Origin of the sequence: Pedobacter sp. UBA5917, from assembly GCF_002432345.1 — a bacterium.
Classification (GTDB): domain Bacteria; phylum Bacteroidota; class Bacteroidia; order Sphingobacteriales; family Sphingobacteriaceae; genus Pedobacter.
In genome coordinates this window covers 1-26,659 of the sequence record NZ_DJDT01000240.1, presented here as the reverse complement: position 1 = coordinate 26,659, position 26,659 = coordinate 1, and the positions used below count along the sequence as shown (strand labels likewise).

The following is a 26,659-nucleotide window of genomic DNA, read 5'->3' as shown; positions in this document are numbered from 1 at the left end:
CGCAATGACGACTTTTCTTATGAACCTGTCAATTGTAGTCATCTGGGCTGAAAAAATCCAATAGCTATCGAGTCGAGATGACGGACCCGGTTTAGCCACAGATTCACAGAAAAATCCATCCGTGTAAATCCGCGCATCCGTGGCTATAATACCAAAAAATCAATGAAACCTTCCTGCTCTGCGAAAGACCTCATCATGAGGGTCATGAAACCTTCCTGCGATGTGCAGCAGCAAATTATGAGGGGCATGAAACCTTCCCACATTAGGTGGCACCAAATCATGAGAAATCGATAAAACAAAAGAAAGGATATAAATAAAGAAGAGTTTAAGGAATTAACTATTCTAAAGTTTCCGTCATTTCGACTGGAGTGAAACGGAACGGAGAACCACGAAGTGCTCAGCGAAGCTAAATCTGCCTCGGGATAGATCTCTCCACTCCGCGATGATTCGGTCGAGATGACGGAACTTTCTTTGTGTCTTGGTGGTCAAAACCTAATGCGAGCGTTCAAAAACCTAATTCAGATTAAATTTATCACTCTGTATTTTTACTGCGTTCGATGCAGAAACAATCGATACGATCATAATCCCGATTACAATAGCCAAAATCATTTGTAGTGTAGAATACACTTTGGTTCCAGATACAAATACTTTCGTTCCCTTAATCAGTTCGTTACCTACTTTGGATTGTATTTTAATTAATGCCGAAAGTTTGTTGAGCGTTTGATCGGCTGCATTTCTGCCCATCGATTCATAAACCACCCTTGCTTCGGTCTCGGCCATATTCAATATTTTTACTTCCAGCCCCTGTTGAACAATCAATGCTTTTTTAAGGTCGTTCAAAAAAGTCTGCTCCTGTTTTACCAATAAAGTAAGTTCGTATTTATTGATCACCGAGTCTATTTTACGGTTATGTTTATTCATTTTCACAATAGCCGTCGAACTTTGAACACCACTACCTAACAACACTTCCTGAAGAATCGCATTTTTATGATATAGATTTTCAGCAATAAAATACAGGTCAGTTGCCGGCACCAACCTGTCGTTATACATCGAAATAAACGAATCGTTAATTTTTTCTACACTTTTATCTTCCAAAAAACGGATCAATAACGTGCAGCACATGATGCAGAATAACAAGAAAGCAATTTTCAGCTTGTTTTTAAGGCTAAAGGCAAATTTCATAATGGTATTTGGTTAGTATCTAAATTTCTTCGAGCTTCATCTTGCTTTAACCGTCACCCTGAATTCATTTCAGGGTCTTTGAAGCAAGAAAGATGCTGATCCCGAAGCTTCGGGACAGCATGACGACAGCTCCTAAAAATAATCTTCCAACGCCGTCTTCGCAAAAAGTTGTGGCGCAAAGTTCACTAAATATAACTCTTTTTTCGCACGGGTTACTGCCGTATATAACCAGCGCAGAAAATCCAGATCGATCATATCTTCGGTTAAAAAACCCTGATCGGCAAAAACAGCATCCCACTGTCCACCCTGCGCCTTATGGCAGGTAACCGCATAAGCGAACTTGATCTGGAGCGCATTGTAAAAAGGATCGGCCTTAATGGCCAGCATCCGTTGACGCTTATTCGCAATATGCTCATAATCCTCGTTCAACCCGTCAAAGAGTTTCTTATTCTGTTCGTAAGGCAAATTGGCGCTTTCTAAATTCAGCGTATCCAACATTACTTTACAACTGATCTGCCCTGCGGCGGGGAAATCCATAAACTCTAAAGTAGCATCGGCAAAACGGAAACCATAACGCTCTTCTTCTCCCCTCACGCGGATTACTTTTGCCATATCACCATTGGCTATGAAAGCCGTATCCTCATTTTCAGGCAGCCAGAAATAATTATTCCGCACCACCATAATCTGATCGCCACCTGTTAATTCCTCTTCGCGGTACAGCAACCTTGCCCTGATCTGCTGGTTATATACATTGGCCGATTTATTGGAACGGCAAACCACCAAAGTATTTTCCATTCCGAATTTCCGATAGGCATATTCTAGCCCTTCTACCAAACGTGCGCCAGGCATGTTGTAAATATCGGTATAACTTTTAGTGAGGAACTTAGGTAAAGGATTTTCAGGGTTTTTGGCAATCTGATTTCTTAACATAGTGGCATTGGCCAAAATCCCCGACTTTTTCCCCTGTCGCACTACTTCTTTTAACTCTACAGACGAAACTGTTAAGGCAAATTTATCTTTAAGATACTGTTCGTTCAATGCCGGACTATCTAAACTCCCAACTGGCGGTAACTGCGCCGTATCGCCCACAAAAAGCAGGAAACAGTTTTTGCTATTGTATACAAATTCGAGCAGATCCCTCAATATCGACGAGCCTGTTTCGTTAAATTCATCAGCGATCATCGAGGCCTCATCAATAATGAAAAGTGTATTTTCAGAGAGGTTTGGCGCCAGTTGGAACTGCATTTCGGGCGATGCTGCCGAACGTTTCCGGTAAATCCGTTTATGTATGGTTAAAGCCTTACGGTACGAATACTGGCTCATTACTTTTGCAGCCCTTCCGGTTGGAGCAAGCAGCTCGCTACGCAGGTTAAATTTAGCTAAAACCTTAACCAAAGCCGCCACAGAAGTGGTTTTACCTGTACCAGCGTAGCCTTTAAGCACAAAGCAGCGGTATTCATCGTCCTGCTGCAAAAACACCGACATGCGCTCGCAAAAAAGCAACTGCTCTTTGGTTGGGCTATGTTCGTATGCAGAGGCGATAAGCTGACTTTTATCCTGGATCATTAAGGTTAATTGTATAAATTGGTTAATCGGTTAATTGGTTTACTTGCCATTGGTTTATTGGTCAATAGTTTGATGGCTCATCGTTGATAGCCAAATTGTTTATAGTTAAAACTTAATTCTCTTAATTTCTTAATGGTCAGAAATATGCAAATTGATTACTAAGTTTATTGGTAACTGTAAATACAGCACCCAACATTACAATTCGATAGCTATGGATTGCGATTTAGGAGGCAAAGATAACACGCTTTCCAAATAACAATAAAACAATGTAACAATTAAAACAATTTCAATTATAAGAGTAGCGTTTCGATGCGGTGCGCCATTACCATATGCTGTTTTTGGCTATAGCTGAAAATGGTAAAATGGCCATCCTGTGAGGCCACCAAACCAACTGCCTGGGGCTGATCGTTTACAAACTGCGCAACAGAAAAATGCCTTGTTCCGCCGAGTTGTCCGGGGTATAAAATCTTATCTTCACCACCAACTATCGGCTCCGAAAACGCAATCTGTTCTACTGTAGGCTTGCCCTTAGCACGACCGATTTTTGCTCCAAAAGCAATCAGATCAAATTCTTCGTTAATAATCGTTGCTCCATCTACAGCGGTTAAGCCTGCTAAATGGTCTACCTCCCTACGCACGGCACCCTGCGAGAAAATTTCGCTCTGGTTACCATTCTGCTTGGCAAGATTGGATAAACCACAAAAAGGCGGTTCAACTAAATATTGTATAGGATGGATAATCGAATCTTCCCATTTCGTATCACCTTTAGGTACAATCAACAATGCACCACCTCGTCCGTGTGCACGCATGGAAACCGAAAACTGGATCAGAATATTGATCGGATCATTCCAGCTGGCTAAAACGGTGAGGTCTAGTAAGGCCTGTAAAATCGGCGGACAATCCTTATTCGAACAACTTCTGTCGTCAACAATGCGAATCTGCTCCCCTTTCAGCACGGCCACATTGGTAAATTTACCGATGCCGTAAATCCGGCGGTGTTTAATAACGATTAAACCAGGTTCAGAAACATCAACAACAAAGCAGAAGTTTGGAATATTAAGGGTTGTTCCCCAGATATAAAGTTCGCCATCTTCTTCCCAAACCCCGAGGTGAATACCCGAACGTTCAATTCCAGGTGCTATTTTGGTTAAAGTATTGGCATTTAGCGCCAGTTTCTTGGCAAAAACCAGCGGTTTTGAAGTTTGTGACGGTGGTAAAAACGCAATCGATATCCGCGGCGAATGCCCTTCTTCTTTACGCAGGCTGCTCCAAAAAGCAACATCGATAATCGCTTCAATGATTTTTTTATCCGGTTGAGTAGCCAGATCTATCTCACCCTGTGCAATTGCATTTTTGTGCAGTTTAACAAAATGTTGCTCAATAGTTGCCGCAATGGTGTTTGCAGCTTTATAGGTAGGCTTGTAACTCATGTTCCGAATTTAAGCCGAATATTTCGATTTTTGAAGAGGGAAAAGGTTTGATTTTGGTAAAAATATAGTTCATTGGTTCAGTCGTCATTTGTTAATCAGTAACTGAAAATTGGGTAACTGACTTCAGACTATTTTAACTGTTCAATTGCTGCCTTGTTAAATTGTTATAGCAAGTTGCCAACTGGTTAACTGTTTAAATCGATAACTGACTTCGGACCTCTGACTGCGGACTTCGGACTAATTGAACTTTTTTGCCATTAATTATTAAAAAACTCTATTTTTGTTTCAATGAGTAACAATAGTCTCTTATTGGTTGATCCGAACTTTAAAGCTGATGCATCGGCAAACTGCCATTTATTGTTAAAAATAACGAACGACAGTTTTTCTTATGCCGTAGTGAGTAAGGATACCGAAGAGATTAACATTATTTTTGATAAACAGGGCTGCGAAGATGTGCAGCAGGATTTAAAATCTGCCTTCGAAACCGATAATTACCTTTCATTAAATTATGGCGCCGTAAAAGCCGCTGTACATACCTCAAATTTCATTTTTATACCCGATGAGTGGTTTGATGAGGAAAATTTAGCCGTTTATGCCCAATATTTGGGTTCGGATGCTAAGGTTTACACCAAACACAACAAAGCACTTGGTTTTAATACTGTTTTTTGCTTAAATGACGAGGTAAAAACACATCTGCCTGAAAAAGCTGATCTGTTTCCCCATTCAGAACCTTTGGTGGTTTTATTTAACCATTTGGCCGATGAATCTTTATTGATCGATTTTACCGCAGTATCTTTCAATGTACTGTACACCAGGGATAAAAAGGTTGTTTTCCAGAACCACTACGAATCTGAAACCGCTGAGGAATTTAATTATTTCCTTTTACTGATGATCGAACAATTGGGTTTAAACGATAGCATTCCCGTTTATATACAGGGCATTATCAATGAGGACGACGAACATTACAATTGCCTGTTAAAATATTTCAATCAACTTTATTTTTTCTTCCCCGCCGGAAAACAGAATAGCGAATTACTGGCCGATATGCCTAAACACTATTTCAGCGGCCTGCTTGCTTTAGATTTATGCGTATAATTGGTGGCAAATTAAAGGGCATCCGTTTACAGCCCCCGGCAAATTTACCTGTGCGCCCTACTACAGATATGGCCAAGGAAGCGCTTTTTAATATCCTCAACAACAAATATGATTTCGAAAACTGTACCGTACTCGATTTATTCTGCGGTACCGGAAATTTAACTTTCGAGTTTGCCTCACGCGGGGCAGAAAGCATTTTAGCTGTTGATATGGATTATGGTTGTGTAAATTGGGTAAAGAATACAGCTAAACAACACCAGTTTGATCAGGTTGAAGTACGAAAAGGAGATGTTTTTAAATTATTAAAACAAATGAAAGGCAGTTACGACCTGATTTTTGCCGATCCACCATACAATTTACCCAACATCCCACAGATTCCTGTTTTGGTTAAAGAACAGCAATTGCTAAGGCCTGATGGCTTATTGGTGGTAGAGCATCAGAGCAATATGAAACTGAATAGCCAGCCCGGTTATACCGAAACAAGGAAATATGGTAATTCTTCTTTTAGTTTTTTCGAGCTAAGTTAAAAGTAGTGATTTACCACAAAGGCACGAAGACACAAAGTTTTTAGTATGCCATAATATTCTTAATGTATCAACGGTAAAAATAATTCCGTGTAAATCTGTACATCCGTGGCAAAAAAGTTAACCTTCTTCGTGCCTTAGTGTCTTGGTGGTTAATAATTCCATCACAAACAGCTATATTTGAAACATGAAGATAGCGCTATTTCCAGGCTCATTTGATCCGATCACCATTGCCCATGTAAATATTCTGCAACGTGCCACACCACTTTTTGATAAAATTATAGTCGGCATTGGATTGAATAGTTCTAAACAGAACTTTTTAAGCGCTGAGCAGCGTCTTCAGATCATACAGACTGTTTTCAAAGGCTATCCAAACATCGAAATCCAGACCTACGAAGGTTTAACAGTAGATTTCTGCCGTAAAATCAATGCGAAATATATGGTGCGTGGCATCCGTTCTGCAGCCGATTTTGAATACGAAAGGGCCATAGCGCAGATCAACCAAACCATGATGCCCGAAGTAGAAACTATCCTACTGCTAAGCAAACCCGAATATTCGGCCATAAGCTCAACCATTGTACGCGATATTTTGAGAAATCAGGGCGATGTGAGTCCGTTTGTACCTAAAGAAGCACTTAGTTTTTTATAGTATTCTTTTAATGTCCGCTGACCGTCATCTCGAGCGGAGTGCAACGTAGTCGAGAGATCTAACTCGAGATTGATCTCTTCAGCGAGCCGTCACCCTGAACTTGTTTCAGGGTCTTTCATGCAAGATTAGATCTCTCCATTCCGCTTCGCTTCAGTCGAGATGACGTTTTTATTGAAAATATTATTTTTACTAACCTGTAACGTTTTAAAAAATCTGTTACCAATGGGTTGTACCTAAAATGAAAGAAACAGAAAACATATTTCTCACATTGATCAACCAGCACAGGGCGATTATACATAAGATTAGCAAAATGTATATGAACGGTGTGGAAGAACAGCGCGATCTGTTTCAGGAAATTGTGCTACAGTTGTGGAAAGCCTACCCCACTTTTAAAGGGAACAGCAAATTTACCACATGGATGTACCGTGTGTGTTTAAATACAGCGTTGATCTATTTCAAAAAAGACAGCAGAAAAGTAGATAAAACACCACTGGATGAAAACATCGACATGATTGATGTAAATGAGAACGAAGGAAAGGAAGAAAAACTGGCTTATCTATACACGGCTGTTCAGGAATTAAATGTTGTTGAAAAAGCACTGATATTCCTCTTTCTCGAAAATCAATCGCACCGCGAAATTGCCGAAAACCTTGGGATCAGCGAGGTAAATGCCCGTGTTAAACTCAACAGGACCAAAGAAAAATTACAATCCATCATAAAGAAAAACGGTTATGAATTTTGACGATTTAAAAAACGAATGGAATGCTGAAAACCCAAAGGGGAACAACATTTCTACCGATATGCTTAAAATAAAACAGGCGCACACCCCTATCGATAAGATAAGGGCTAAAATGAAGCACGAATTCTTCTACCAGCTTTTCTTTTTGGCATTTATGGCATTTATTCCCTATATCGTTGGGTTTTCTGCTGCCCTTAACCAGGTTTATCTGATGACTTATGCCATTACCTGTGGTTTTACAGCTTATTATTTCTTTAAGTTTTATGTATTTTATAAAAACTCTTACGATTTGAGTATGGATAGCCGTAAAAACATCCTTTGGTTTTATTATGAAATGAAACTGAATATAGAGCTATATAAAGCCTTAACTTACATTGTGGCTTTTATCGCGGTCGGTTTTCTCTCTGCTTACTTATTTATTGAAAGAGCATCGGTTTTTGTAAGGATATTTAGTAAGCTATCTTCAGTATATATCCTGTTAAACTGTTTCATTACCATCCTGATTATCGGGGCAATTACCGAATTATGGGCATGGTTTTATTATGGCAAATACTTAAAACAGGTTAAAAAAATAGTTGATGAACTGGATTATGAATAGAAATGCCTTTGTGCTGTCAGATGTTACCATCTGACAGATTGGTATAGTGATTAATAAAATTATAATTATTCTATGCTGTGTCAGATAGAAATATCCGACACCATTGATCAGATTCTGAAACAAGTTCAGAATGACGGATCGCGCGGCCAAACTCGTGTTACAATATCCCGCCGGCCCTCAGCACATCCATAATGGATGGAAAAGTATTTTTAACCACTGGCGAAATGTGGTTTTTATCCAGCCAAACCGCTTCATCAATGCCCTCTTCTTTTTGGGGTACCAATTTTGGTTCGCCTTTCACCTTCATTTTATACCAGTTGGTTTTCTTGATCACCATTTTATTGCCCATCGGGTAAACATGGTAGGTTTTGCAGAGTTTATCTTCGCGTTTTAAAACCTTTATCCCGCATTCTTCCTCAACCTCACGAACGGCAGCTTCTTTCATTTTTTCACCATCCTCAAGCTTTCCTTTGGGTAAATCCCATTTTTTATTCCTAAAAATAAACAGGTAATTGCCATTGGCACTCTCTACCAAACCACCGGCAGCTTTAATAATGGTAGAATCTTTCTTTAGCTTTTTAAAGGTCTCCTGTGGGTTTTTAGTCAAAAAAATGTAGCTCTTTTTAGATCCGCTTTTTAATTTTTTGTAGAAGGTTTGCAGGTCAAAATCCTGAAATTCGAGCTGTTGGATTTTTTCTTTCTGTTCTGGCAAAAAATCAGAGATAAACAAAGTGTTATCATTGATATAGATTCTATAATTTCTTGGCATATTTTCTTAAAAAACCCGGTTATCTAAAGGTATAAAAAAAGGTTACAACAAATAAATGTTGTAACCTTATCTAAATTAACGCTCTCAATCAAAGATTGATGCAAGGCTCTCACCCCTTGCTTGGTACAAATATATAATAATTTCTTAAAGTGCTAAAAAAAATAAAAAAATATTTTGCTTAATATCCACTTAACAAAATAACAATCTGAATAACAGCACCATAAAATTTAAAATAAAAATATCCGACAGAAAACGATACATACCAGATTGTCCAAAAAGTGGTTTAATCGTAAAACAATGCTTATAATTCCTTTAAGGATAAATATTTTTCATAATTTTAGCTTTTTAACCTGCTATGCCCATACCTTCATTATCCGAAACCGATCTGGAAGCATACCGCGCTGATCTTTCCAATCCGGAAAAATCAACAGGCGAGCTCTTTACCAAATTAAACGGGCTTTACCAGCGTTTTGCAGGTAATGAGCAACTCCTTGCCGATTTCGAATATGTTTCGGCCCTTAACAGTCTCGAAAACAACTATTCTTCTAAAAAAGAGCATTTTAACAAAGAAATAATCGAGCTTAAAAGACAGTTCAAACAACTCGATAACCGTATTGTGGCCGCAGAGCAGAAGTTACGCCATGGCATCCCCGAAGATTTGATGGTAATGGATAAAATCATCGCCGAGCAGGAATCTATTGTGGAAGATCAGGAGAAACTCAACAAAGCCGAATCCAATATTGTTGAGCAGGTGAGAAAAATAGATATTGCGCATGGAAAAGACCTTCAAAAATTAGAGCAGCAGCAAAACAATAGGGAAATTCCTTTTAAAAGCAAGTTTTCTGCCCTCAACGATCAGCTCAACAATGCCGAAAAACAGATTAGATTTAAAGTAAGTGCTTTTTCACTGATCGCGATTATTGGCATTCCATTAATTGTAGATTTATTTTTTACCACTACAATCGGCCTTCCGGGTTTTGCGAAGAGTACCAATAACATTATCTTTAACCATTATCTTTTTCTGATCAGTTTAATACTGGTAGAATTATTCCTTGCCGATAAAATCAGAAACAAAATTTCGCGGATATTATCCATATCCTATCTCAAAGATTCGCTGGCCACATTGGATAACCTGTTTACCGAAAACGAAAAACAGATTGCCAAAGTTGAAGCAGAGCACCGTATCCCCTTGACCGAATTTATAAAAAGAAGCGATGGCGCAGTCGATTAGTCGTCTAAATTTGATTAATAATCGACTTTCTGCACACTCCTTTTATTTTTGCCGTCACCCTGAATTTATTTCAGGGTCTATCTTGCAAAAAGATGCTGAACTAAATTCAGCATGACGATCGCATCAATAAAAGTGGCTAAAAATGGCCATTACTAATCAAACTTGTTTTATTAAAAAAGGGATTTAGAAAATTACTGTTCCCAAATCCCTATTAATTATTTCGATTGTGAATGAAATCCTACAAAGTAGCCATATCAATTACAAACCTGTAACGTACATCACCTTTTTCCATACGTTCGTAGGCGTGGTGAATGTCTTTCATATCAATTAGTTCGATATCCGAAACGATATTGTTTTCTGCACAGAAATCCAACATTTCCTGAGTTTCGGCAATGCCTCCGATACCCGATCCGGCAAGGCTTTTTCTACCGCCCAATAGGCTAAAAGCCGCAATTTCTGCCGGCTTTGGTGGAACGCCCACGCAGATATGTGTACCATCTGTTCTCAATAAAGAAAGGTACATGTTAAAATCGTGCTCGGCAGATACGGTATCCAAAATAAAATCGAATGTACCTCTTGCCGCTTTAACCTGCTCAGGATCGGTGGTTACCACAAAGTGGTGTGCACCCAGTTTTTTGGCATCTTCCTCTTTTTTAGGTGAAGTGCTTAAAACAGTAACCTCAGCGCCAAAAGCAACACCAAATTTTACGGCCATGTGCCCTAAACCACCTAAACCAAGTACGGCAAGTTTATGCCCTTTTCCAACTTTCCAGTGGCGTAACGGCGAATAAGTAGTAATGCCTGCGCATAAAAGCGGAGCAACCGCAGCAAGATCCAATTTATCGGATACATGCAGTACAAATTCTTCCCTCACCACTATTGTATCAGAATAACCACCATAAGTAGGTGTTTTTCCGTCTCTTTCTAAACCGTTATAAGTTTGTGTATTACCCTCTAAACAATATTGTTCGAGATCGCGTTTGCAGTTTTCGCACTCCTGGCACGAATCTACCATACAACCTGTACCGGCCAAATCGCCAACCGTAAATTTCTTAACATGGTCGCCAACTTTAACTACCCTGCCCACAATCTCATGACCGGGAACCATTGGAAATATCCCAGGGAACCAATCGTTTTTAATCTGGTGCAGATCCGAGTGGCAAACCCCACAGAAAAGTATTTCGAACTGCACATCGTGGGGACCTACCTCCCGGCGCTCAAAATTCCAGGGTGCAAGATCCGTTTCGGCGTTTTGTGCCGCATATCCTTTTGTTGCTATCATAAAAATTTAAATTAATTAGTTACCATAACAAATGTAAACAGTCCTTTGTTACGAACGCTTACACAAATCAAATAATTCATTGCAAAATTCAAACAATGAACATAAAGGCAATATAATTTTCATGCATTAGCAATGGATTTATTTCCTGTTAAGAAAATATTCCATGGGTAATTTCTTCCACAGCATCATCTGCATAAAAAAAGATTGTGAAAAAGCTTGGAGCTTGCGTAATTGCCAAAATATCTTCTCTTTTAATGTGGTTTTCGTTGATAAAACGGGTAAGGCGCTCGTGTGTGCTGAAGTAATCGGATTTTAAAACTATCATGATTTTAAGATTTTGATTAAGACACCCATAGTTAATCAATGTTACAATATTCACACGGATAAAAGGTAATTTCAAGCTAAGCGAAATACTTGTACCATGACTATCCCTTGTTATAAAATATCCCGTCGGTTTTGATACTACTTTGTTGTTAAATACAATCAAACCATTACGAAAGTCTGTGATAATTTCAGGCAGATGCTGTTTTCCTCCGAACATTTTTTTTATTTCGGGCTCCAAAATATTTTTGGCCTGGCAAATTATGATCAGGAGTAAAACGGTCAGTAAAATTTTGTTCGTTTTCATAAAATATCTTTTCATTATGATCAAAATTACTGTAGCTCAAATCCTTAAAATAGGATGAATCGGAACGGAATTGATTTGTTTTTATTTGTTTATTGTAGTGTATAATCAAAAAGTCGTTATTGCGAGGAGGAACGACAGCTGGCCCCGACTTTTCGGGGAAGCAATCTTTCATGCTAGCGATTCTTGCTATAAAGATTGCTTCGTCGGCTGAAAAAGCCTTCTCGCAATGACGATCTCCTGAATCCTACTTTATTTTTCAGACTTTTATACCTCCATTATCCTTCCGCCCCAAAAGCATGATCGATAAGGATTTTCCATGTACCATCCTCACTCTGTCTCATCAGTTCGATGCCTTTTGCCTGTACCTCATTTCCATCTGTAATATTCCATTCAGATCTTCCAATGGCAAGGTTTCCGGTTTGCATACAGTAAACGGTTTTAATTTCCATTGTCCCTTTCATAGAAAGGATCGCTTTAACGGCTTCTTCAAATTGTTCGTGCCCTGATGCCGGTTTTCCAGGTTCGGCAACAATAATGCCTGATGTATCGTACATGTTAAGTAAAGTGGCTAAATCGCCCGTGTTAAAGGCGGCAGCGAGTGCTGAGTGGGCATCTTCGGCCCTTTTTGGTAAGTTCATCATATTTAGGATTATGGGTTTAAGAAAAAATGCTGGTGAATCCTTGTTCTGCCGATATTTTGCGGGCAAGTGCGCCTGCATAATCGTATACTTTATTGAAAAGGAAACCGCCCATACTGATCCGTTTTACACCTAACGATTCTAATTCCTTAAAACCGGGCAGATCGGGCATGCACATTACGTTAATGGGCAAAGAGGTAGCTTTTACCACTGCTTCAATATCCCCGCTATTGGTAATGCAGGGCACAAAAATGCCATCTGCCCCCGCATCCTGATAAAGTTTAATCCGATTTTGGGTTTCTTCCAGTGCATTTGGCAATCCCAATAAAAAAGCATCGGTTCTGATATTGAGGAAGATGCCCAATCTTTTTTGTCTGATGTGCCGGGCAGCAGCTGCAACTGTTCCTGCAAAAGAAACTGCAGATGTTAAGGTTCTTTTTTCCCCGGGCAAGGTATCTTCAAGATTAATGCCTACGGCCCCGCTCTCGTGGAGTTTCTCTATATTTTTTAAAATGCCATCCAGATTGCGGCTGTACCCGGCTTCCATATCAACGGTAAGCGGAAGGTTAACCGCCTCCGTAATGCGTTTGGTGATACGCAACAGTTCTTCAAAAGGCAGGTTTTCACCATCAGGATAACCGAGGGCATTTGAAATGGCCTGGCTCGAAATACCGATTGCCCTATACCCTGCCGATTGAAAGGTTTCCGCGCTTTTTACGTCCCAAACATTCCCAATTAAAAGTGGACTGCTGTTTTTGTGCAGGTGTTTAAATGTTTCAAAAGAGTTCATACTATATCTTATTTAATTGATTATGCATCAAAGATATAGCCCGTAAAAACCATCGGATTGTACAAATCCGAACAGATTAAAAAATTATAGAAAAAGCAATTGATTTACGGGGGTAAGGTTATCGAGGTAACTCGAAGGAGTAAGTCCGGTAAAAGATTTAAAATCCCTGATAAAATGCGACTGATCGAAATATCCGCAGGCGTAGGCAATAGAGGTAAATGGCTGATCGTTTTTGGATATCATTTTTAAACTCTGTTGAAACCTGTTGATCTTATCGTAAGATTTTGGCGAAAGCCCGGTATGCTGGTGCAATAAGCGTTGCAGATAACGTGTGGTAATATTATGCCGCGATGCAATATTGGTGATGTTGCTTCCTGAGGAATCCTTTAAAATGCTATCTAAAATATCGGCTACTTTATTGATATGAAATGATTTTTTTTCGTGAATGATCAGTCTTTTCAACAGAAAAGTTTCTAAAAGATCAATGCGGTTCTGTTCGCCATCGGTTTCGAGCAGCCTTTGGTGCAGTGTTTGGGCAACCCCTCCTATTACATCCTGCAGATCGGTAATGTTATCGTTGAAAACCCCCATCTGATCGTTAAAAAAATAAGAAGCCGAATGTGTATAAAATTTGATGCCAAGCATAACATGTTTACCGGTCGACCTAATAGACAACGGTTTTGTGATCTGCCCCCAAAGTTCGATTTTTGGCGTTTTCTTAAAACCATCATCCAACAGGTATTCCCAACTGCCATTGCCCAGGTTAAAAATCACCTCCATATCGCCACTGGGGAACACCACATCTTCAAAAACGGCATCTGTATCCGATTTGAAAACATAATAATGCCTGATGTATGGCTTTAAGGTAGCAGAAGGTAAAAATTGTTTAAATTCCATATCCCGATAAATTACAAGATCGTAAAATTAAGGCAATATTTAACCTGCAAATTGTAAAAATCGGAACTAACGCTTTCGATTATTTCAGAGAAGATTTCTAATCCCATTTTAAGCTTCATTATTCTTTATTACGTTGATTTACAGCAGATGGCAAGAAATTGCTTTTAGCATCCATCAAAATTTCCGATATTTGTAGCATTTGAATGTCGAAATCAAATCCCGATTCCTACATTTTCTTTCCCCGATGCAAAACAAAGGGGCTTAATAAACGTTATGACAAACACAAATAAATCTGTAATTTTGAGCCATGTATAATAAAAGTGATATTGAATTAAAGGTAGCGGAATTTTTATTACAGATAAAAGCAATCAAATTACAGCCGAACAACCCTTTTACATGGGCATCAGGCTGGAAATCGCCTATTTATTGCGATAACAGGATTACCCTTTCCCACCCTCAGGTTAGAACTTACATCCGTCAGAAACTTGCTCAGGCCATACAGGAAGAATTTGGTTCTGTAGATGTAATTGCAGGTGTTGCAACCGCTGGTATCCCACAGGGCGTTTTGGTAGCACAGGAACTGGGTTTACCATTTATTTATGTAAGGGCAAAAGCCAAAGAACACGGTACCGGAAGTTTAATTGAAGGCGAAGTGGTAGAAGGTCAGCGTGTGGTGGTAATCGAAGATTTAATCTCAACCGGAAAAAGCAGCTTACAGGCTGTTGAGGCTTTAAGGGCTGCAGGTTTATCGGTTGCCGGTTTAGCTGCAATATTTACTTACGGTTTTGAAAAAGCAGACGAAAATTTTACCGCTGCAAAATGCCGTTATCTTACCTTATCAAACTATGGTGCGCTGATTGATTATGCAGCAGAACACAGCATTATTGCCAAAAGCGACATGGAATTATTAGGCAAATGGCGCTTAAACCCTTCAGAATGGGGACAAGGACAGGTTTTGAGTCCGGAATCTTAAGTTTTGACTAAAAACAAAAATCTATAAAAATATATAATGACTGTTATTGAAAGCACAGTAGAAGTAAATAAGCCCGTTGCCGAGGTTTATGCTTTTCTAACCAATATGAACAATCATCAGCAATTGATGCCAGAAAATATCTACAACTGGGAATCGACCGAAGATGATGCACGTTTTACAATCCAGAATATGGCAAAATTGGCCATTAAGATCTCTAACCGTGTAGAAAACCAGGAAATAACAGCCATTCCGAGCGAAAAAGCCCCTTTTGATGTCGAATTAAAATGGACGGTTGCAGATAACGGAAACGGAACAACCACTGCTAAACATATCATTTCGGCAGACCTGAACATGATGATGAAAATGTTGGCATCGGGCCCTTTACAAAAATTGGCCGATCATCAGACAGAAAAACTGAAAGAAATATTAGGATAAAGGTAATAACACAGATAAATGAGACGAGCTAACCCTCGTCTTTTTTTATGCGTAAAAATTCCATTGCGGTTCTTTTATCGGCATATTATTTTAATACCTTAGTTTTTGGATAAGCCCTAAACTATGAACCGAAAATTTTTACAGATTACCACTTTACTTTTTGCCCTTTCTCCCCTTTCCAAATCATTTGCCCAATCGGTTACTGCTTTAAAAACCGAATACCTGGTCAACCCGATTGGCCTGGATAGCCCAAATCCACGTTTTACCTGGCAAATGCATGATGCCAGCCAGGACGCCAGACAAAGTGCTTACCGTATTTTGGTTGATACCGATTCTTCTTCTGTGGTTAATGCCAATGCGAAATTATGGAATACCGGTTGGGTAAAATCAGACAATAACCTGGTTATTTATTCGGGCCAGCTACTAAAACCTTTTACTAAGTATTATTGGCGGGTGGATATTGCTGATGGAAACAATAAAAAATCAGATAAAACCAACATCGCCAGTTTTGAAACCGGCATGATGAAAATGGAAAACTGGCAGGGCGCCTGGATTTCGGATACTGAAAATACCAAGCTTAAACCTGCCCCCTATTTCCGCAATACTTTCAGTACCAATAAAAAAATTAAATCGGCAAGAGCCTACATCGCTGCTGCCGGGTTATACGAACTTTCCATCAATGGAAAGAAAATCGGCAACCACCGCATGGATCCGATGTACACGCGTTTCGATAGGCGGACTTTATATGTTACCTACGATGTAACCAATGCCATTAACCAGGGTAAAAATGCCATTGGTGTATTATTGGGCAATGGTTGGTATAACCATCAATCAACTGCGGTTTGGTATTTCGACCGTGCACCATGGCGCAACAGGCCAACTTTTTGTCTCGATTTACGCATTACCTATGAAGATGGTACTACAGAAACCATCAAATCAGGCAAAAATTGGAAAACCGCTTTAAGCCCTATTATTTTTAACAGCATTTACACCGCTGAACATTATGACGCGCGTTTAGAAAAAAAGGGCTGGGATACACCTGATTTTGACGATAAAGACTGGAAAGAGGTGATGTTCCGTTCGGCACCATCAAAAAATATCGTGGCTCAGGCACTGAATCCTATCCGTAATGTAGAAGAAATTGCCAGCAAAAGCATCAAAAAATTTAACGACACCACTTACCTGTTCGATCTGGGCAGGAATATTTCGGGTGTAAGCAAAATTACCGTAAACGGGCCTGCTGGGACAATAATTAAGCTAAAACATGGCGAACGTTTATATCCTAACGGACATGTGGATATATCAAATATTGATGCACATTACCGTCCAACGGATAATACCGACCCTTTCCAAACCGATATTCTGATTTTGAATGGAAAAGGTGCACAAAGTTTTATGCCTCATTTTAACTACAAAGGTTTTCAATATGTAGAGATAAGCAGCTCGGCCCCTGTTCAATTGCAAAAAGAAGATCTGGTGGGTTATTTTATGCATAGTGATGTACCGGTTGCGGGTGATGTTAAATCGTCGGAACCTATTATTAACAAAATTTATTATGCCACCAATAATTCTTACCTCTCTAATCTTTTTGGCTACCCGACTGATTGTCCGCAAAGGGAGAAAAACGGCTGGACGGGCGATGCCCAAATTGCCATAGAAACAGGTTTATATGGTTTTGACGGCATTACCATTTACGAAAAATGGCTGGCCGATCACCGTGACGAACAGCAACCGAATGGTGTTTTACCTTCTATTATCCCTACCGATGGCTGGGGTTACGAATGGGGAAATGGACCGGACTGGACGAGTACCATTGCCATCATCCCCTGGAATGTATACCTTTTTTATGGCGACAAAAAACTAATTGCCGATTGTTATCCCAACATCAGAAAATACGTAAACCACATCGACGAAACTTACCCTACCGGTTTAACCACCTGGGGCCTCGGAGATTGGATTCCGGTGAAATCAAAATCACCTGTGGAGCTTACCTCAACCTGCTACTACTATGCTGATGTGGTAATTTTGGCCAAAGCAGCCAAAATTTTGGGCAAAAACGATGATTATGTAAAATATACGGCTCTCGCCAAAAAAATCAAAGATGCGTTTAATGCCAAATATCTGAATAAAGAAAAAGGGATTTACAACACGGGCATACAAACCGAAATGAGCGTTCCCCTCTACTGGAAAATTGTGCCCGAAGAATCAGTTGCCTTAGTCGCTAAAAATCTGGCAAAACGGGTAGAAACAGATGGTTTCCATTTGGATGTTGGATTATTGGGCACCAAAGCCATTTTAAATGCCCTAAGCGAAAATGGTTATAGCGATGTTGCCTATAAAGTTGCCGCTCAAAAAACCTACCCAAGCTGGGGCTGGTGGATGGAAAACGGGGCCACTACTTTATACGAAAACTGGCCTATTGATGCCAAATCAGACATATCGATGAACCACATCATGTTCGGCGAAATTGGGGCATGGTTGTACAAATCACCGGGAGGAATTAAACCCGACGAAAAACAACCTGGCTTTAAACATGTTATTTTAGAACCGCATATTATGGAAGGGCTGGATCATTTCGAAGCCAGCCACATCAGTCCTTATGGAAAAATCAGCAGCGCCTGGAAAAGAACTAACAACGGAATCAGGTACGATATCACCATTCCGGCCAATTCTACTGCTAGCATTAACCTATCACCAAGTCTCGGTACAACTGTTTCGGTTAATGGTAAAACTGCCGGTAGTAACAAAATAGATTTAGTTGCGGGTAAGTATGTTATTGAGCAAAAAGCAGGGAAATAATTAAGATACTACTGTCCAGACCTCGCAGGTTTTAAAAATCTGCGAGGCCTGAAATAGAAAAATGCTTGCGCTCGTTTCCAAACGAGTGCATCGTTAGCTTAACGATTCTATCGTTTAAAACGATAACTATTTAACGCTCGTTAGAAACGAGCGTTAGCTATAAATAATTAATCTCCTGAATATAGTCATTTCGAGCGGAGTGAAACGCAGTCGAGAACTCTATCGAGATAGATCTCTCCGCTCCACTGCGTTTCAGTCGAGATGACGGATTTATTGAAACCTGCGAGGTTTACTTGCGATACTCCGCGTTAGGGATTGTAAGGGTTCAGTACCGATCCTTCATCGGTACCGAAGCAAAGCGAAGCCCTGAAAAGCCCGACCCTTGCGCAGCATGGGTAACGCCCAAAACAGTTGACAGTTGGTAATTCGACAAACAAACCTCGCAGGTTTCGGAAACCTGCGAGGTTCAAACTCAACAACACGACAAAATTTCAGCACAAACAACTAAAAATCAGCAATTTAGTCATTTAAAACTAAAACTTACCGACAAAATTTCCGATTGTAAAATCAAAATCGCTGTGGCATTTGTTTTGACTTAAAGCGGATATGAACTTCAACAATTTTACGATAAAAGCCCAGGAAGCAGTTCAACAGGCTTCTGAAATAGCCCAAGGCAATCAGCAACAGGCTATTGAAACAGCACACCTGCTTAAAGGTTTGCTTACTGTTGATGAAAATGTGGTTTCTTATGTTTTAAAGAAACTGAACGTTAACCTAAATTCACTAAATCAAAACCTGGATGCAGAAATTGCAAAATTCCCGAAAGTGAGTGGAAGCAATGTCTATCTGTCATCAAATGCCAATAGCGTTTTGCAGAAAGCGCAAACATTTTTAAAAGAATTTAAAGATGAATTTGTATCCGTAGAACATTTGTTATTGGGTATCCTTGCCGTTAACGATAGTACCGCTAAATTGTTAAAAGAGCAGGGCGTTAACGAAAAAGACCTTAAAAAAGCCATTACCGAGCTACGGGGAGATAATCGCGTAACTGATCAAAATGCCGAAGCAACTTACCAGGCTTTGAGCAAATATGCCCGCAACCTAAACGAGTATGCCGAAAGCGGAAAACTGGATCCGGTGATCGGCCGCGATGAGGAAATCCGCCGCGTGATCCAGATTTTATCACGTAGAACAAAAAACAACCCGATTTTAATCGGTGAGCCGGGTGTGGGTAAAACCGCCATTGCAGAAGGTATTGCTTTCAGGATTATTAAAGGCGATGTGCCCGAAAACCTGAAAAGCAAAGTAGTATACTCATTGGATATGGGTTCGCTTATTGCAGGCGCAAAATATAAAGGCGAGTTTGAAGAACGTTTAAAAGCCGTGGTTAAAGAGGTTACTCAGAGTGATGGCGACATTATCCTGTTTATCGACGAGATCCACACTTTGGTGGGTGCCGGAGGCGGCGAAGGTGCTATGGATGCCGCAAACATTTTAAAACCCGCCCTTGCCCGTGGAGAATTACGTGCCATTGGTGCAACCACTCTGGATGAATACCAGAAATACCTCGAAAAAGATAAAGCTTTAGAGCGCCGTTTCCAAAAGGTGATGGTTGAAGAACCTGATACCCAGGATGCCATTTCGATCCTGCGCGGATTAAAAGAGCGTTACGAAACCCACCACAAGGTTAGGATTAAAGATGAAGCCATTATTGCAGCTGTAGAAATGAGTCAGCGGTACATTTCCGACCGTTTTTTACCGGATAAAGCCATCGATTTAATGGACGAGGCCGCATCTAAATTACGTATGGAAATGGACAGCGTGCCGGAACATGTTGATGCTTTGGACCGTGAGATTATGCGTTTGGAAATTGAACGCGAAGCAATTAAACGCGAAAAAGACGATAGAAAAGTTAAGGAACTTTCGGAAGAAATTGCCAATCTATCGGCAGAACGTGATGAATTTAAAGCCAAATGGCAGGGTGAAAAAGACCTGGTAGATGCGGTTAACAACGAGTTAGAGCAGATTGAGCACTATAAATTAGAGGCCGAACAGGCCGAACGTGCCGGAGATTATGGCAAGGTGGCCGAAATCCGTTACGGAAAAATTAAAGAAGCACAGGATAAGGTTGAGAAACTTAAAGCAGATCTGGAAAGTCAGCAAACAGATAGCCGCATGCTTAAAGAAGAAGTTACTGCCGATGATATTGCAGGTGTTGTAGGTCGTTGGACAGGCATTCCGGTTACAAAACTGATTGCCAGTGAGCGCGAAAAACTGCTTCATTTAGAAGAAGAGCTGCATCAGCGTGTTGCCGGACAGGATGAAGCCATTGAAGCGATTTCTGACGCCATACGCCGTTCTCGTGCAGGCTTACAGGATAAACGCAAACCGATCGGATCTTTTATCTTTTTAGGTACAACCGGCGTGGGTAAAACCGAATTGGCAAAGGCTTTGGCAGAGTTTTTATTCAATGATGAAAATGCTTTAACGCGTATTGATATGAGTGAATATCAGGAGCGCCACGCCGTTTCGCGATTGATTGGAGCGCCTCCGGGATATGTGGGCTATGATGAAGGCGGGCAGCTAACGGAAGCCGTTAGGCGCAAACCATATTCGGTTGTATTGCTTGATGAGATCGAAAAAGCACATCCTGATGTATTTAATATCCTGTTACAGGTATTGGATGATGGCCGTTTAACCGATAACAAAGGCAGAACGGTGAATTTTAAAAATACCATCATCATTATGACATCCAACATCGGTGCACATTTGATCCAGGATAATTTTAAAAATTTAAGCGACGAAAACCGTGATGAGGTAATTGCCAAAACCAAAAACGAACTGTTTGAGGTATTGAAACAGACCATCCGTCCGGAGTTTTTAAACAGGATTGATGAACTGATTATGTTTACCCCGTTAAACCGCAGCGAAATCAGAAATATTGTGGGGTTACAGTTTAAACATGTACAACAAACCCTGGCCGAAATGGGTATAGAAATGGAAGCCAGCGACGAAGCTTTAGATTGGCTGGCACAATTGGGTTACGATCCGCAGTTTGGTGCCCGACCGTTGAAAAGGGTTATCCAAAAAAGAATCTTAAACGAGCTGTCGAAAGAGATATTGGCGGGCAAAATAGATAAAGACAGCAAAATTAAGCTGGATATGTTCGATCACAATTTTGTGTTCCTGAACCAAAAAGTAGATTAAAACATAACAATTAAATGAAATCCCATAGATTAATTTCTGTGGGATTTTTTTTTTACAAAAACAACACTTTATCATTGCGCTTTACTGATTCCTTTTTTATAAAACTCAATGTCCAGATTAGTAATTATTTTCTCTTCAGGCTCCGAAAATAGCTTCAAAAAGTGAAATCTTTTATTCAAAACCTGATAAACAGCCACTGATAAACGAAAAGAATGGTATTTTTTATCCCAAGCTGGCTTAATTACGCAAAAAATAAGCTTTTTATCGATATAAAACTTACCAAAAGAACTATACAGATATTCTCTTTTAAATTGTGGATCATACACAAGTACTTTGCTTAAGGTATTATAAACATATAAGTATGACCTATTCCCAAATCCTACATCCTCATTTGTAGTAAAATACAGCAGATCTTTTTTTAATACGTTTGAATAATTACTAAAGCTATCTTTTCCAAACTCAAAAATTCCGTTGAACAAATTATTACCACTTCCATCTGGAAGATCAATTTTATTTCCGGCAACAATGACTGATCTTTCTGCCTGAAATGTCACAGCTTGTTTTGTGTTATTTTTAATGTAGTTTGTTGATTTACCATTACCAGTACTTTCTTTTGGTTTACAGGAAAGTAGAAGAATAGCAGAAATCGCTAGTAGAATAAGCTCACTCCTATTAATATGCATAGAATCAAATGATCATTTAATAAATTATTCATCCATTTCAAGTTACGATTTTATCCGCTAAGTTGGTCTGGATTTGCAATCCAGATCCTCCGAACTGTGGATTTATAATCCACTCACAAAAAACTCCATTACGTAACTAACATGCTAGTTCATTTTCTTGTTTTTTAATCCAATAATGATTATTATTGATTACACACAAAAACACAAATAAAATGAAACCTAAATTAATCATTATGGCACTACTATGTGCTGTTGGTTGGCGCAGCTATGCCCAAACTGAAAAAGGCTCAGGCTTTGTTGGCGGAAGCATAAGCTTCGGAACCTCCAAACAAAACAATTCATCGGCCAGTTTAAACACATTTACCTTAACGCCCAGAGGAGGTTATTTTTTAGCCAGAAATTTTGCCATAGGCTTAGAAACCCCTTTAAATCTTTCGAAGCTTAGGGGCGAAAGTTATATCGCCTGGAATAGCGAATATGGATATTACGAAGAACAGCGCGGGGTTAAGGAATTTAGCTTTGGGATCTCTCCTTTTGTTCGTAAGTACATTGATGTTAAAGATCGTATCAAGTTTTTCATGCAGGCCAATCTGCTTCTTCAGATCAATACTTTTAACAGGATCGATGATGAAGGCTACCTGATCCGTACCGATGCAAAAGTAAAAGGATGGGGCGCGAGTATAAGCCCGGGCTTCAGTTATTTCATATCAAAGCATAGTGCTTTAGAATTTTCGGTACCCATTGTAAGCTTCTTCCATCAAAGTTATTATGCCGAAGAATCGCTTTACAATTACGACAAAACGAATAATTTAAGGCTCGCGCTTCAAAATTTCACCCCAACTGTTACTTTTAACTACCATTTTTAACATCCGATAAAATGAAAAACATATTCAGCCGCTTAAGCTTAAAAATTTTAGGCTTAGCCCTCCTATTTACATATGCTTTTAATGCAAAAGCACAAACTGCAGAAATTAATGAGATAAGGTATTATAGAAGTATTTTTCCCGAAGAAAACGGAAAACCTGAATTTATCGGTGATGAAAAGATAGAGTATTACCGGAGCATTTTTCCGGAGGAAAATGGAAAGATCAAATCAATAGGCAATAAAACATTCGAATACTACCGTAGCATCTTCCCTGAGGAAAACGGCAAAATCAAATCAATTGGTGATAAAAAATTCGAATACTACAGAAGTATTTTCCCGGAAGAAAATGGTAAAGTTAAATCGATCGGCAATATCAAATTTGAATATTACAGAAGTATATTTCCGGAGGAAAACGGCAAATTAAAATCTATTGGCAACACCAGCATTGAATACTACCGGAGCATTTTCCCTGAGGAAAACGGGAAGATCAAATCAATAGGTGGTGCGCAGATAGAATATCACAGAAGTATTTTTGCAGAAGAAAATGGAAGGATTAAATCGATTACCGGTAAAACCGGTTGCGACTTTATTTCATCCCCTACCGAATTGTATTACTTTATCCTTAATGCAAATGCAAACTAACCATTAATTGATCAATACAACTCCTATGAGATATTTTAAATACTGAGAATCAACAACTTAAAAATAAATAAACTAAAAATATAGTTAACCTCAGCTTTTTATTTTATTATTGAATACACAAAAAACACAAATGAACATGAAAAAACAATTATTAATGCTCGTAGCGATATGCGCTATCGCGATGGCTGCTAACGCCCAAACAGAAAAAGGAGATAACCTGATCGGTGGAAGCATAGGGTTTAACTACAACAACCGTAAGCCCTTAAATTTTGGTAACACTACTACAGACAACTCCAGGTCATTTAACATCTCCCCACGTTATGGCCATTTTTTTGGGAAAAATTTAGCTGTAGGGCTACAGGTTGGCTATAGTAGAGGCAAAACCCATTCAACTTCTACCTACGTTTTGGGAAATAACTCACTGGCGTTCTCTAATACGGAAACAAAAAACAATTTTTTTACTGCCATACCTTATGTAAGGTATTATGTAGAGGTTGCGGATAAGTTTAAATTCTTTGGGGAAGGAGCTTTTGGAATGGCATTCGGAAAAACCAAATCAAGTTCTATATATTCTGCCAATAATATCAACCAAAATATAGACTACAAAACCACACAATACCTGGCCTCTGTAAATCCTGGTTTTGCATTTTTCCCTTCAAAAAAGTGGGCAATCGAATTCTCGTTCCCGTTAATTTCTTATAGTAAATACAAATTGGAAGACAATGGGGTTAATTTAAACTCAGAAGCATCAAACAACGAATCTTTTACTTTAGCATTTAGTTCCTTCTCTCCCACAATTGGATTTAATTTCCATTTTTAAATTAGATAGCCCCATCTCCCATAAAAAGATGGGGCTATTTTTTATTTCTTCTTCGTTTCGATATTCGGTAAAAACCCCGTTAACAAACCGATCAAAGGCAGAAATGCACAAATATTAAATACGTATTCGATGCTGGTAGAATCGGCCAGTTTGCCCAATAAGGCCGAGCCAATACCGCCCATACCAAAGGCAAAGCCAAAAAACAGACCGGCAACCAGACCAACTTTTCCAGGGATCAGCTCCTGCGCATAAACCAGGATAGCCGAAAATGCCGATGCCAGAATCATCCCGATAGGAACAATCAGTACGCCGATCCAGAATAAACTGGCGTGCGGCAGCAACAATGCAAAAGGTGCAGTACCCAATATCGAAGCCCATATTACGTACTTGCGGCCTATTTTATCACCAATCGGGCCACCCAACAGCGTACCCGCAGCTACAGAGAATAAAAACACAAATAAATAGATCTGTGAAGTCTGTACCGAAACATGGAATTTATCGATCAGGTAAAAGGTAAAATAATTGGTTAAACTGGCCATGTAAAAATATTTCGAGAAAATAAGCAACAGTAAAATACATACCGAAAAAATCACTTTACCTTTCGAAAATTGATTTACAACCGCTTGTATATTTGTTTTTTTACTCCTCGAAAGCATAAAACCTTTGTACCAGTTGCCTACATAGGTTAAAATAATAATCGCCAGAAGTGCGATAACCGAAAACCAGATTACACTGAACTGCCCATAGGGAACAATAATCCAGGCTGCCAACAACGGCCCCAAAGAACTACCGGCATTACCGCCCAACTGGAAAACAGACTGGGCCAATCCCCTCTTCCCGCCCGATGCGGCATGGGCCATCCGCGAGGCTTCGGGGTGAAAAATAGAAGAACCGATACCTATAAAAGCAACGGAAAGCAGCATGGTATAAAAATGGGCCGATTGTGAGAGCGAAATCAAACCGATAAGCGTAAACCCCATGCCTGTAGCCAGCGAATATGGCTGGGGCTTTTTATCGGTGTATAAACCCACAAAAGGCTGTAATAACGAGGCCGCCAACTGGAAAGTAAGCGTGATTAAACCAATCTGCGAAAAACTTAAATGATAACTAGTTTTAATAATCGGGTAAATGGCTGGGATTAGTGATTGTATCGTATCGTTTAACAGGTGCGAAAAACTTAACGCAAAAAGTATCGGGAAAACGGTTTTTTCAATAATTGACGTAGTAGATGTATTTTCGGTCATAACGGATAGCTTATAGGTCAAAAATAACGATAATAAATTTTTAAACTACACCTATTGTCCTTGCAAAAGCCAAACTTTTTAATCATGTTTCCGTTTTATAGCTATGGAAAAGAACAGAAAAATTGTTGGTTTATGTGGAAGCCTAAGAAAAGGCTCTTACAATGCGATGTTGCTTAAAATTGCAGGCAGTTTAGTCCCTGAAGGTATTACATTTGAAATTGTGCCATTTGACGATATCCCCATTTATAATGCCGACCACGATTTACCTGAAACCGAAGAAAGACCTGCAAGTGTAGCAAAATTCAGGAATGCTTTGGCTGATGCCGATGCTTTTATCATTGCTTCTCCTGAATACAACTATTCTATCCCGGGCGGACTTAAAAACGCCATCGACTGGGCCAGCCGTGGAAAAGATTCGCCATTACTGCATAAACCGGTTGCTGTAATGGGTACTACGCAGGGCCAATGGGGAACGGTAAGGATGCAAACTGCTTTTCTGCCCGTTTTCACTTTCTTAAATATGAATCCGGTATTACAGCCGGAGGTACTGATTGCACAGGCACAAAATAAATTCGATGCCGAAGGAAACCTTAACGACGAAAGAACCATTGGGATTATCCAAAAGAAAATAGAAAACCTGATTTCGGCATGTAAAGTTTAAGTTTTTAATATGCTTTATCATTCAGATTCATCTTTAAAAAAATTCATGGCAATATGCTAGCTTGCTTTGAAAACAAACAGGTTTTACCGAAGAACGCCCGTTAATCCCAAGTGCGGGAATCAAAAAAACAGTTGCAGAATAGAACAATCAGCACTATCAAACCTAAAACGCAGTGGTTTTGTGCAGATCTCGCAAAAACTTTAACCTTATCTAATACTTCCTGCACAAAACACAGTGCCGCTGTTTTTTTGATGCGAATGAGGTTTGCGGGAAAGCACATTGCGGATTAACGAAGCGCTTTGGGTACTTTGG

Annotated in this window: 25 protein-coding genes; 14 read left to right on the top strand and 11 right to left on the bottom strand. The window is 39.6% G+C overall.

Annotated elements, in window-relative coordinates; genetic code table 11:
* Positions 1 to 513: 513 nt before the first annotated feature.
* From B2V92_RS16125 to B2V92_RS16115, 3 genes are all read right to left on the bottom strand, one after another.
* On the bottom strand, positions 514 to 1,182 hold the full coding sequence (locus B2V92_RS16125; RefSeq protein ID WP_293309965.1) for an MCP four helix bundle domain-containing protein: 669 nt from the start codon (positions 1,180 to 1,182) through the stop codon (positions 514 to 516).
* A 132-nt stretch (positions 1,183 to 1,314) separates the two neighbouring features.
* A complete protein-coding gene (locus B2V92_RS16120) occupies positions 1,315 to 2,748 on the bottom strand; it encodes an ATP-dependent DNA helicase (RefSeq protein ID WP_293309963.1) in 1,434 nt (477 codons plus the stop codon).
* 290 nt (positions 2,749 to 3,038) lie between these two features.
* Positions 3,039 to 4,178 (bottom strand): putative sensor domain DACNV-containing protein, encoded by a 1,140-nt coding sequence (locus B2V92_RS16115; protein WP_293309961.1) that lies wholly within the window; start codon positions 4,176 to 4,178, stop codon positions 3,039 to 3,041.
* A gap of 288 nt (positions 4,179 to 4,466) precedes the next feature.
* Between B2V92_RS16115 and B2V92_RS16110 the strand changes: the two genes are divergently transcribed.
* The 5 genes from B2V92_RS16110 (at position 4,467) to B2V92_RS16090 (ending at position 7,783) form a co-directional block, all read left to right on the top strand.
* The gene (locus B2V92_RS16110) at positions 4,467 to 5,273 is read left to right on the top strand and encodes a DUF3822 family protein (protein ID WP_293309959.1); all 807 of its coding nucleotides are present in this window, start codon (positions 4,467 to 4,469) and stop codon (positions 5,271 to 5,273) included.
* Positions 5,264 to 5,800 carry a 16S rRNA (guanine(966)-N(2))-methyltransferase RsmD gene (rsmD, locus tag B2V92_RS16105; protein WP_293309957.1) on the top strand — a complete coding sequence of 179 codons (537 nt, stop codon included), beginning with the start codon at positions 5,264 to 5,266 and terminating at the stop codon, positions 5,798 to 5,800. The genes B2V92_RS16110 and rsmD overlap by 10 nt, the downstream gene beginning before the upstream one ends.
* Before the next feature lie 184 nt (positions 5,801 to 5,984).
* Entirely contained in the window at positions 5,985 to 6,446 is a 462-nt protein-coding gene (coaD, locus tag B2V92_RS16100; protein WP_293309955.1) for a pantetheine-phosphate adenylyltransferase, read from the top strand.
* 238 nt (positions 6,447 to 6,684) lie between these two features.
* Positions 6,685 to 7,188, top strand: a complete 504-nt coding sequence (locus B2V92_RS16095; protein ID WP_293309953.1) for an RNA polymerase sigma factor — start codon at positions 6,685 to 6,687, stop codon at positions 7,186 to 7,188.
* Positions 7,178 to 7,783, top strand: coding sequence for a hypothetical protein (locus B2V92_RS16090; protein ID WP_293309951.1), 606 nt, complete (start codon positions 7,178 to 7,180; stop codon positions 7,781 to 7,783). The genes B2V92_RS16095 and B2V92_RS16090 overlap by 11 nt, the downstream gene beginning before the upstream one ends.
* A 157-nt stretch (positions 7,784 to 7,940) precedes the next feature.
* Here the strand turns inward: B2V92_RS16090 and B2V92_RS16085 are convergent, their stop codons facing one another.
* Complete coding sequence (locus tag B2V92_RS16085) at positions 7,941 to 8,552, bottom strand: NUDIX hydrolase (protein ID WP_293309949.1); 612 nt, start codon at positions 8,550 to 8,552, stop codon at positions 7,941 to 7,943.
* 355 nt (positions 8,553 to 8,907) lie between these two features.
* Here B2V92_RS16085 and B2V92_RS16080 point away from each other — a divergent pair, with 355 nt between their 5' ends.
* A complete protein-coding gene (locus B2V92_RS16080) occupies positions 8,908 to 9,783 on the top strand; it encodes a hypothetical protein (protein ID WP_293309947.1) in 876 nt (291 codons plus the stop codon).
* A gap of 238 nt (positions 9,784 to 10,021) precedes the next feature.
* Here the strand turns inward: B2V92_RS16080 and B2V92_RS16075 are convergent, their stop codons facing one another.
* From B2V92_RS16075 to B2V92_RS16055, 5 genes are all read right to left on the bottom strand, one after another.
* A complete protein-coding gene (locus tag B2V92_RS16075) occupies positions 10,022 to 11,065 on the bottom strand; it encodes an NAD(P)-dependent alcohol dehydrogenase (protein ID WP_293309945.1) in 1,044 nt (347 codons plus the stop codon).
* 148 nt (positions 11,066 to 11,213) lie between these two features.
* Positions 11,214 to 11,693: a hypothetical protein gene (locus B2V92_RS16070; RefSeq protein ID WP_293309943.1), complete on the bottom strand. Its 480-nt coding sequence runs from the start codon at positions 11,691 to 11,693 to the stop codon at positions 11,214 to 11,216.
* A gap of 275 nt (positions 11,694 to 11,968) precedes the next feature.
* On the bottom strand, positions 11,969 to 12,334 hold the full coding sequence (locus tag B2V92_RS16065; RefSeq protein WP_293309941.1) for a YybH family protein: 366 nt from the start codon (positions 12,332 to 12,334) through the stop codon (positions 11,969 to 11,971).
* Positions 12,335 to 12,350: 16 nt separating this feature from the next.
* Positions 12,351 to 13,121 (bottom strand): isocitrate lyase/PEP mutase family protein, encoded by a 771-nt coding sequence (locus B2V92_RS16060; protein WP_293309939.1) that lies wholly within the window; start codon positions 13,119 to 13,121, stop codon positions 12,351 to 12,353.
* Positions 13,122 to 13,205: 84 nt separating this feature from the next.
* On the bottom strand, positions 13,206 to 14,018 hold the full coding sequence (locus B2V92_RS16055; RefSeq protein ID WP_293309937.1) for a helix-turn-helix transcriptional regulator: 813 nt from the start codon (positions 14,016 to 14,018) through the stop codon (positions 13,206 to 13,208).
* Positions 14,019 to 14,325: 307 nt separating this feature from the next.
* On the opposite strand from B2V92_RS16055, the gene pyrE reads away from it, so the two are divergent.
* The 4 genes from pyrE to clpB all read left to right on the top strand — a co-directional run bounded on the left by pyrE (position 14,326) and on the right by clpB (position 21,432).
* Positions 14,326 to 14,991 carry an orotate phosphoribosyltransferase gene (pyrE, locus tag B2V92_RS16050; RefSeq protein ID WP_293309935.1) on the top strand — a complete coding sequence of 222 codons (666 nt, stop codon included), beginning with the start codon at positions 14,326 to 14,328 and terminating at the stop codon, positions 14,989 to 14,991.
* Between the two features lie 36 nt (positions 14,992 to 15,027).
* The gene (locus B2V92_RS16045) at positions 15,028 to 15,426 is read left to right on the top strand and encodes an SRPBCC family protein (protein WP_113951480.1); all 399 of its coding nucleotides are present in this window, start codon (positions 15,028 to 15,030) and stop codon (positions 15,424 to 15,426) included.
* 123 nt (positions 15,427 to 15,549) lie between these two features.
* Positions 15,550 to 18,225 (top strand): alpha-L-rhamnosidase, encoded by a 2,676-nt coding sequence (locus B2V92_RS16040; protein ID WP_293309931.1) that lies wholly within the window; start codon positions 15,550 to 15,552, stop codon positions 18,223 to 18,225.
* A 606-nt stretch (positions 18,226 to 18,831) separates the two neighbouring features.
* Entirely contained in the window at positions 18,832 to 21,432 is a 2,601-nt protein-coding gene (gene clpB, locus B2V92_RS16035; RefSeq protein ID WP_293309929.1) for an ATP-dependent chaperone ClpB, read from the top strand.
* A 71-nt stretch (positions 21,433 to 21,503) separates the two neighbouring features.
* Here the strand turns inward: clpB and B2V92_RS16030 are convergent, their stop codons facing one another.
* Entirely contained in the window at positions 21,504 to 22,115 is a 612-nt protein-coding gene (locus B2V92_RS16030) for a hypothetical protein (RefSeq protein WP_293309927.1), read from the bottom strand.
* A gap of 212 nt (positions 22,116 to 22,327) precedes the next feature.
* On the opposite strand from B2V92_RS16030, the gene B2V92_RS16025 reads away from it, so the two are divergent.
* The 3 genes from B2V92_RS16025 (at position 22,328) to B2V92_RS16015 (ending at position 24,442) form a co-directional block, all read left to right on the top strand.
* The gene (locus B2V92_RS16025; protein WP_293309925.1) at positions 22,328 to 22,981 is read left to right on the top strand and encodes a hypothetical protein; all 654 of its coding nucleotides are present in this window, start codon (positions 22,328 to 22,330) and stop codon (positions 22,979 to 22,981) included.
* An 11-nt stretch (positions 22,982 to 22,992) separates the two neighbouring features.
* Positions 22,993 to 23,622 (top strand): hypothetical protein, encoded by a 630-nt coding sequence (locus B2V92_RS16020; protein ID WP_293309923.1) that lies wholly within the window; start codon positions 22,993 to 22,995, stop codon positions 23,620 to 23,622.
* A 136-nt stretch (positions 23,623 to 23,758) separates the two neighbouring features.
* Positions 23,759 to 24,442: an outer membrane beta-barrel protein gene (locus B2V92_RS16015; protein WP_293309921.1), complete on the top strand. Its 684-nt coding sequence runs from the start codon at positions 23,759 to 23,761 to the stop codon at positions 24,440 to 24,442.
* A 41-nt stretch (positions 24,443 to 24,483) separates the two neighbouring features.
* Here B2V92_RS16015 and B2V92_RS16010 read toward each other — a convergent pair whose 3' ends face one another.
* Complete coding sequence (locus B2V92_RS16010; protein WP_293309919.1) at positions 24,484 to 25,686, bottom strand: MFS transporter; 1,203 nt, start codon at positions 25,684 to 25,686, stop codon at positions 24,484 to 24,486.
* A 103-nt stretch (positions 25,687 to 25,789) separates the two neighbouring features.
* Between B2V92_RS16010 and B2V92_RS16005 the strand changes: the two genes are divergently transcribed.
* The gene (locus B2V92_RS16005; RefSeq protein WP_293309917.1) at positions 25,790 to 26,347 is read left to right on the top strand and encodes an NADPH-dependent FMN reductase; all 558 of its coding nucleotides are present in this window, start codon (positions 25,790 to 25,792) and stop codon (positions 26,345 to 26,347) included.
* Positions 26,348 to 26,659 lie beyond the last annotated feature (312 nt).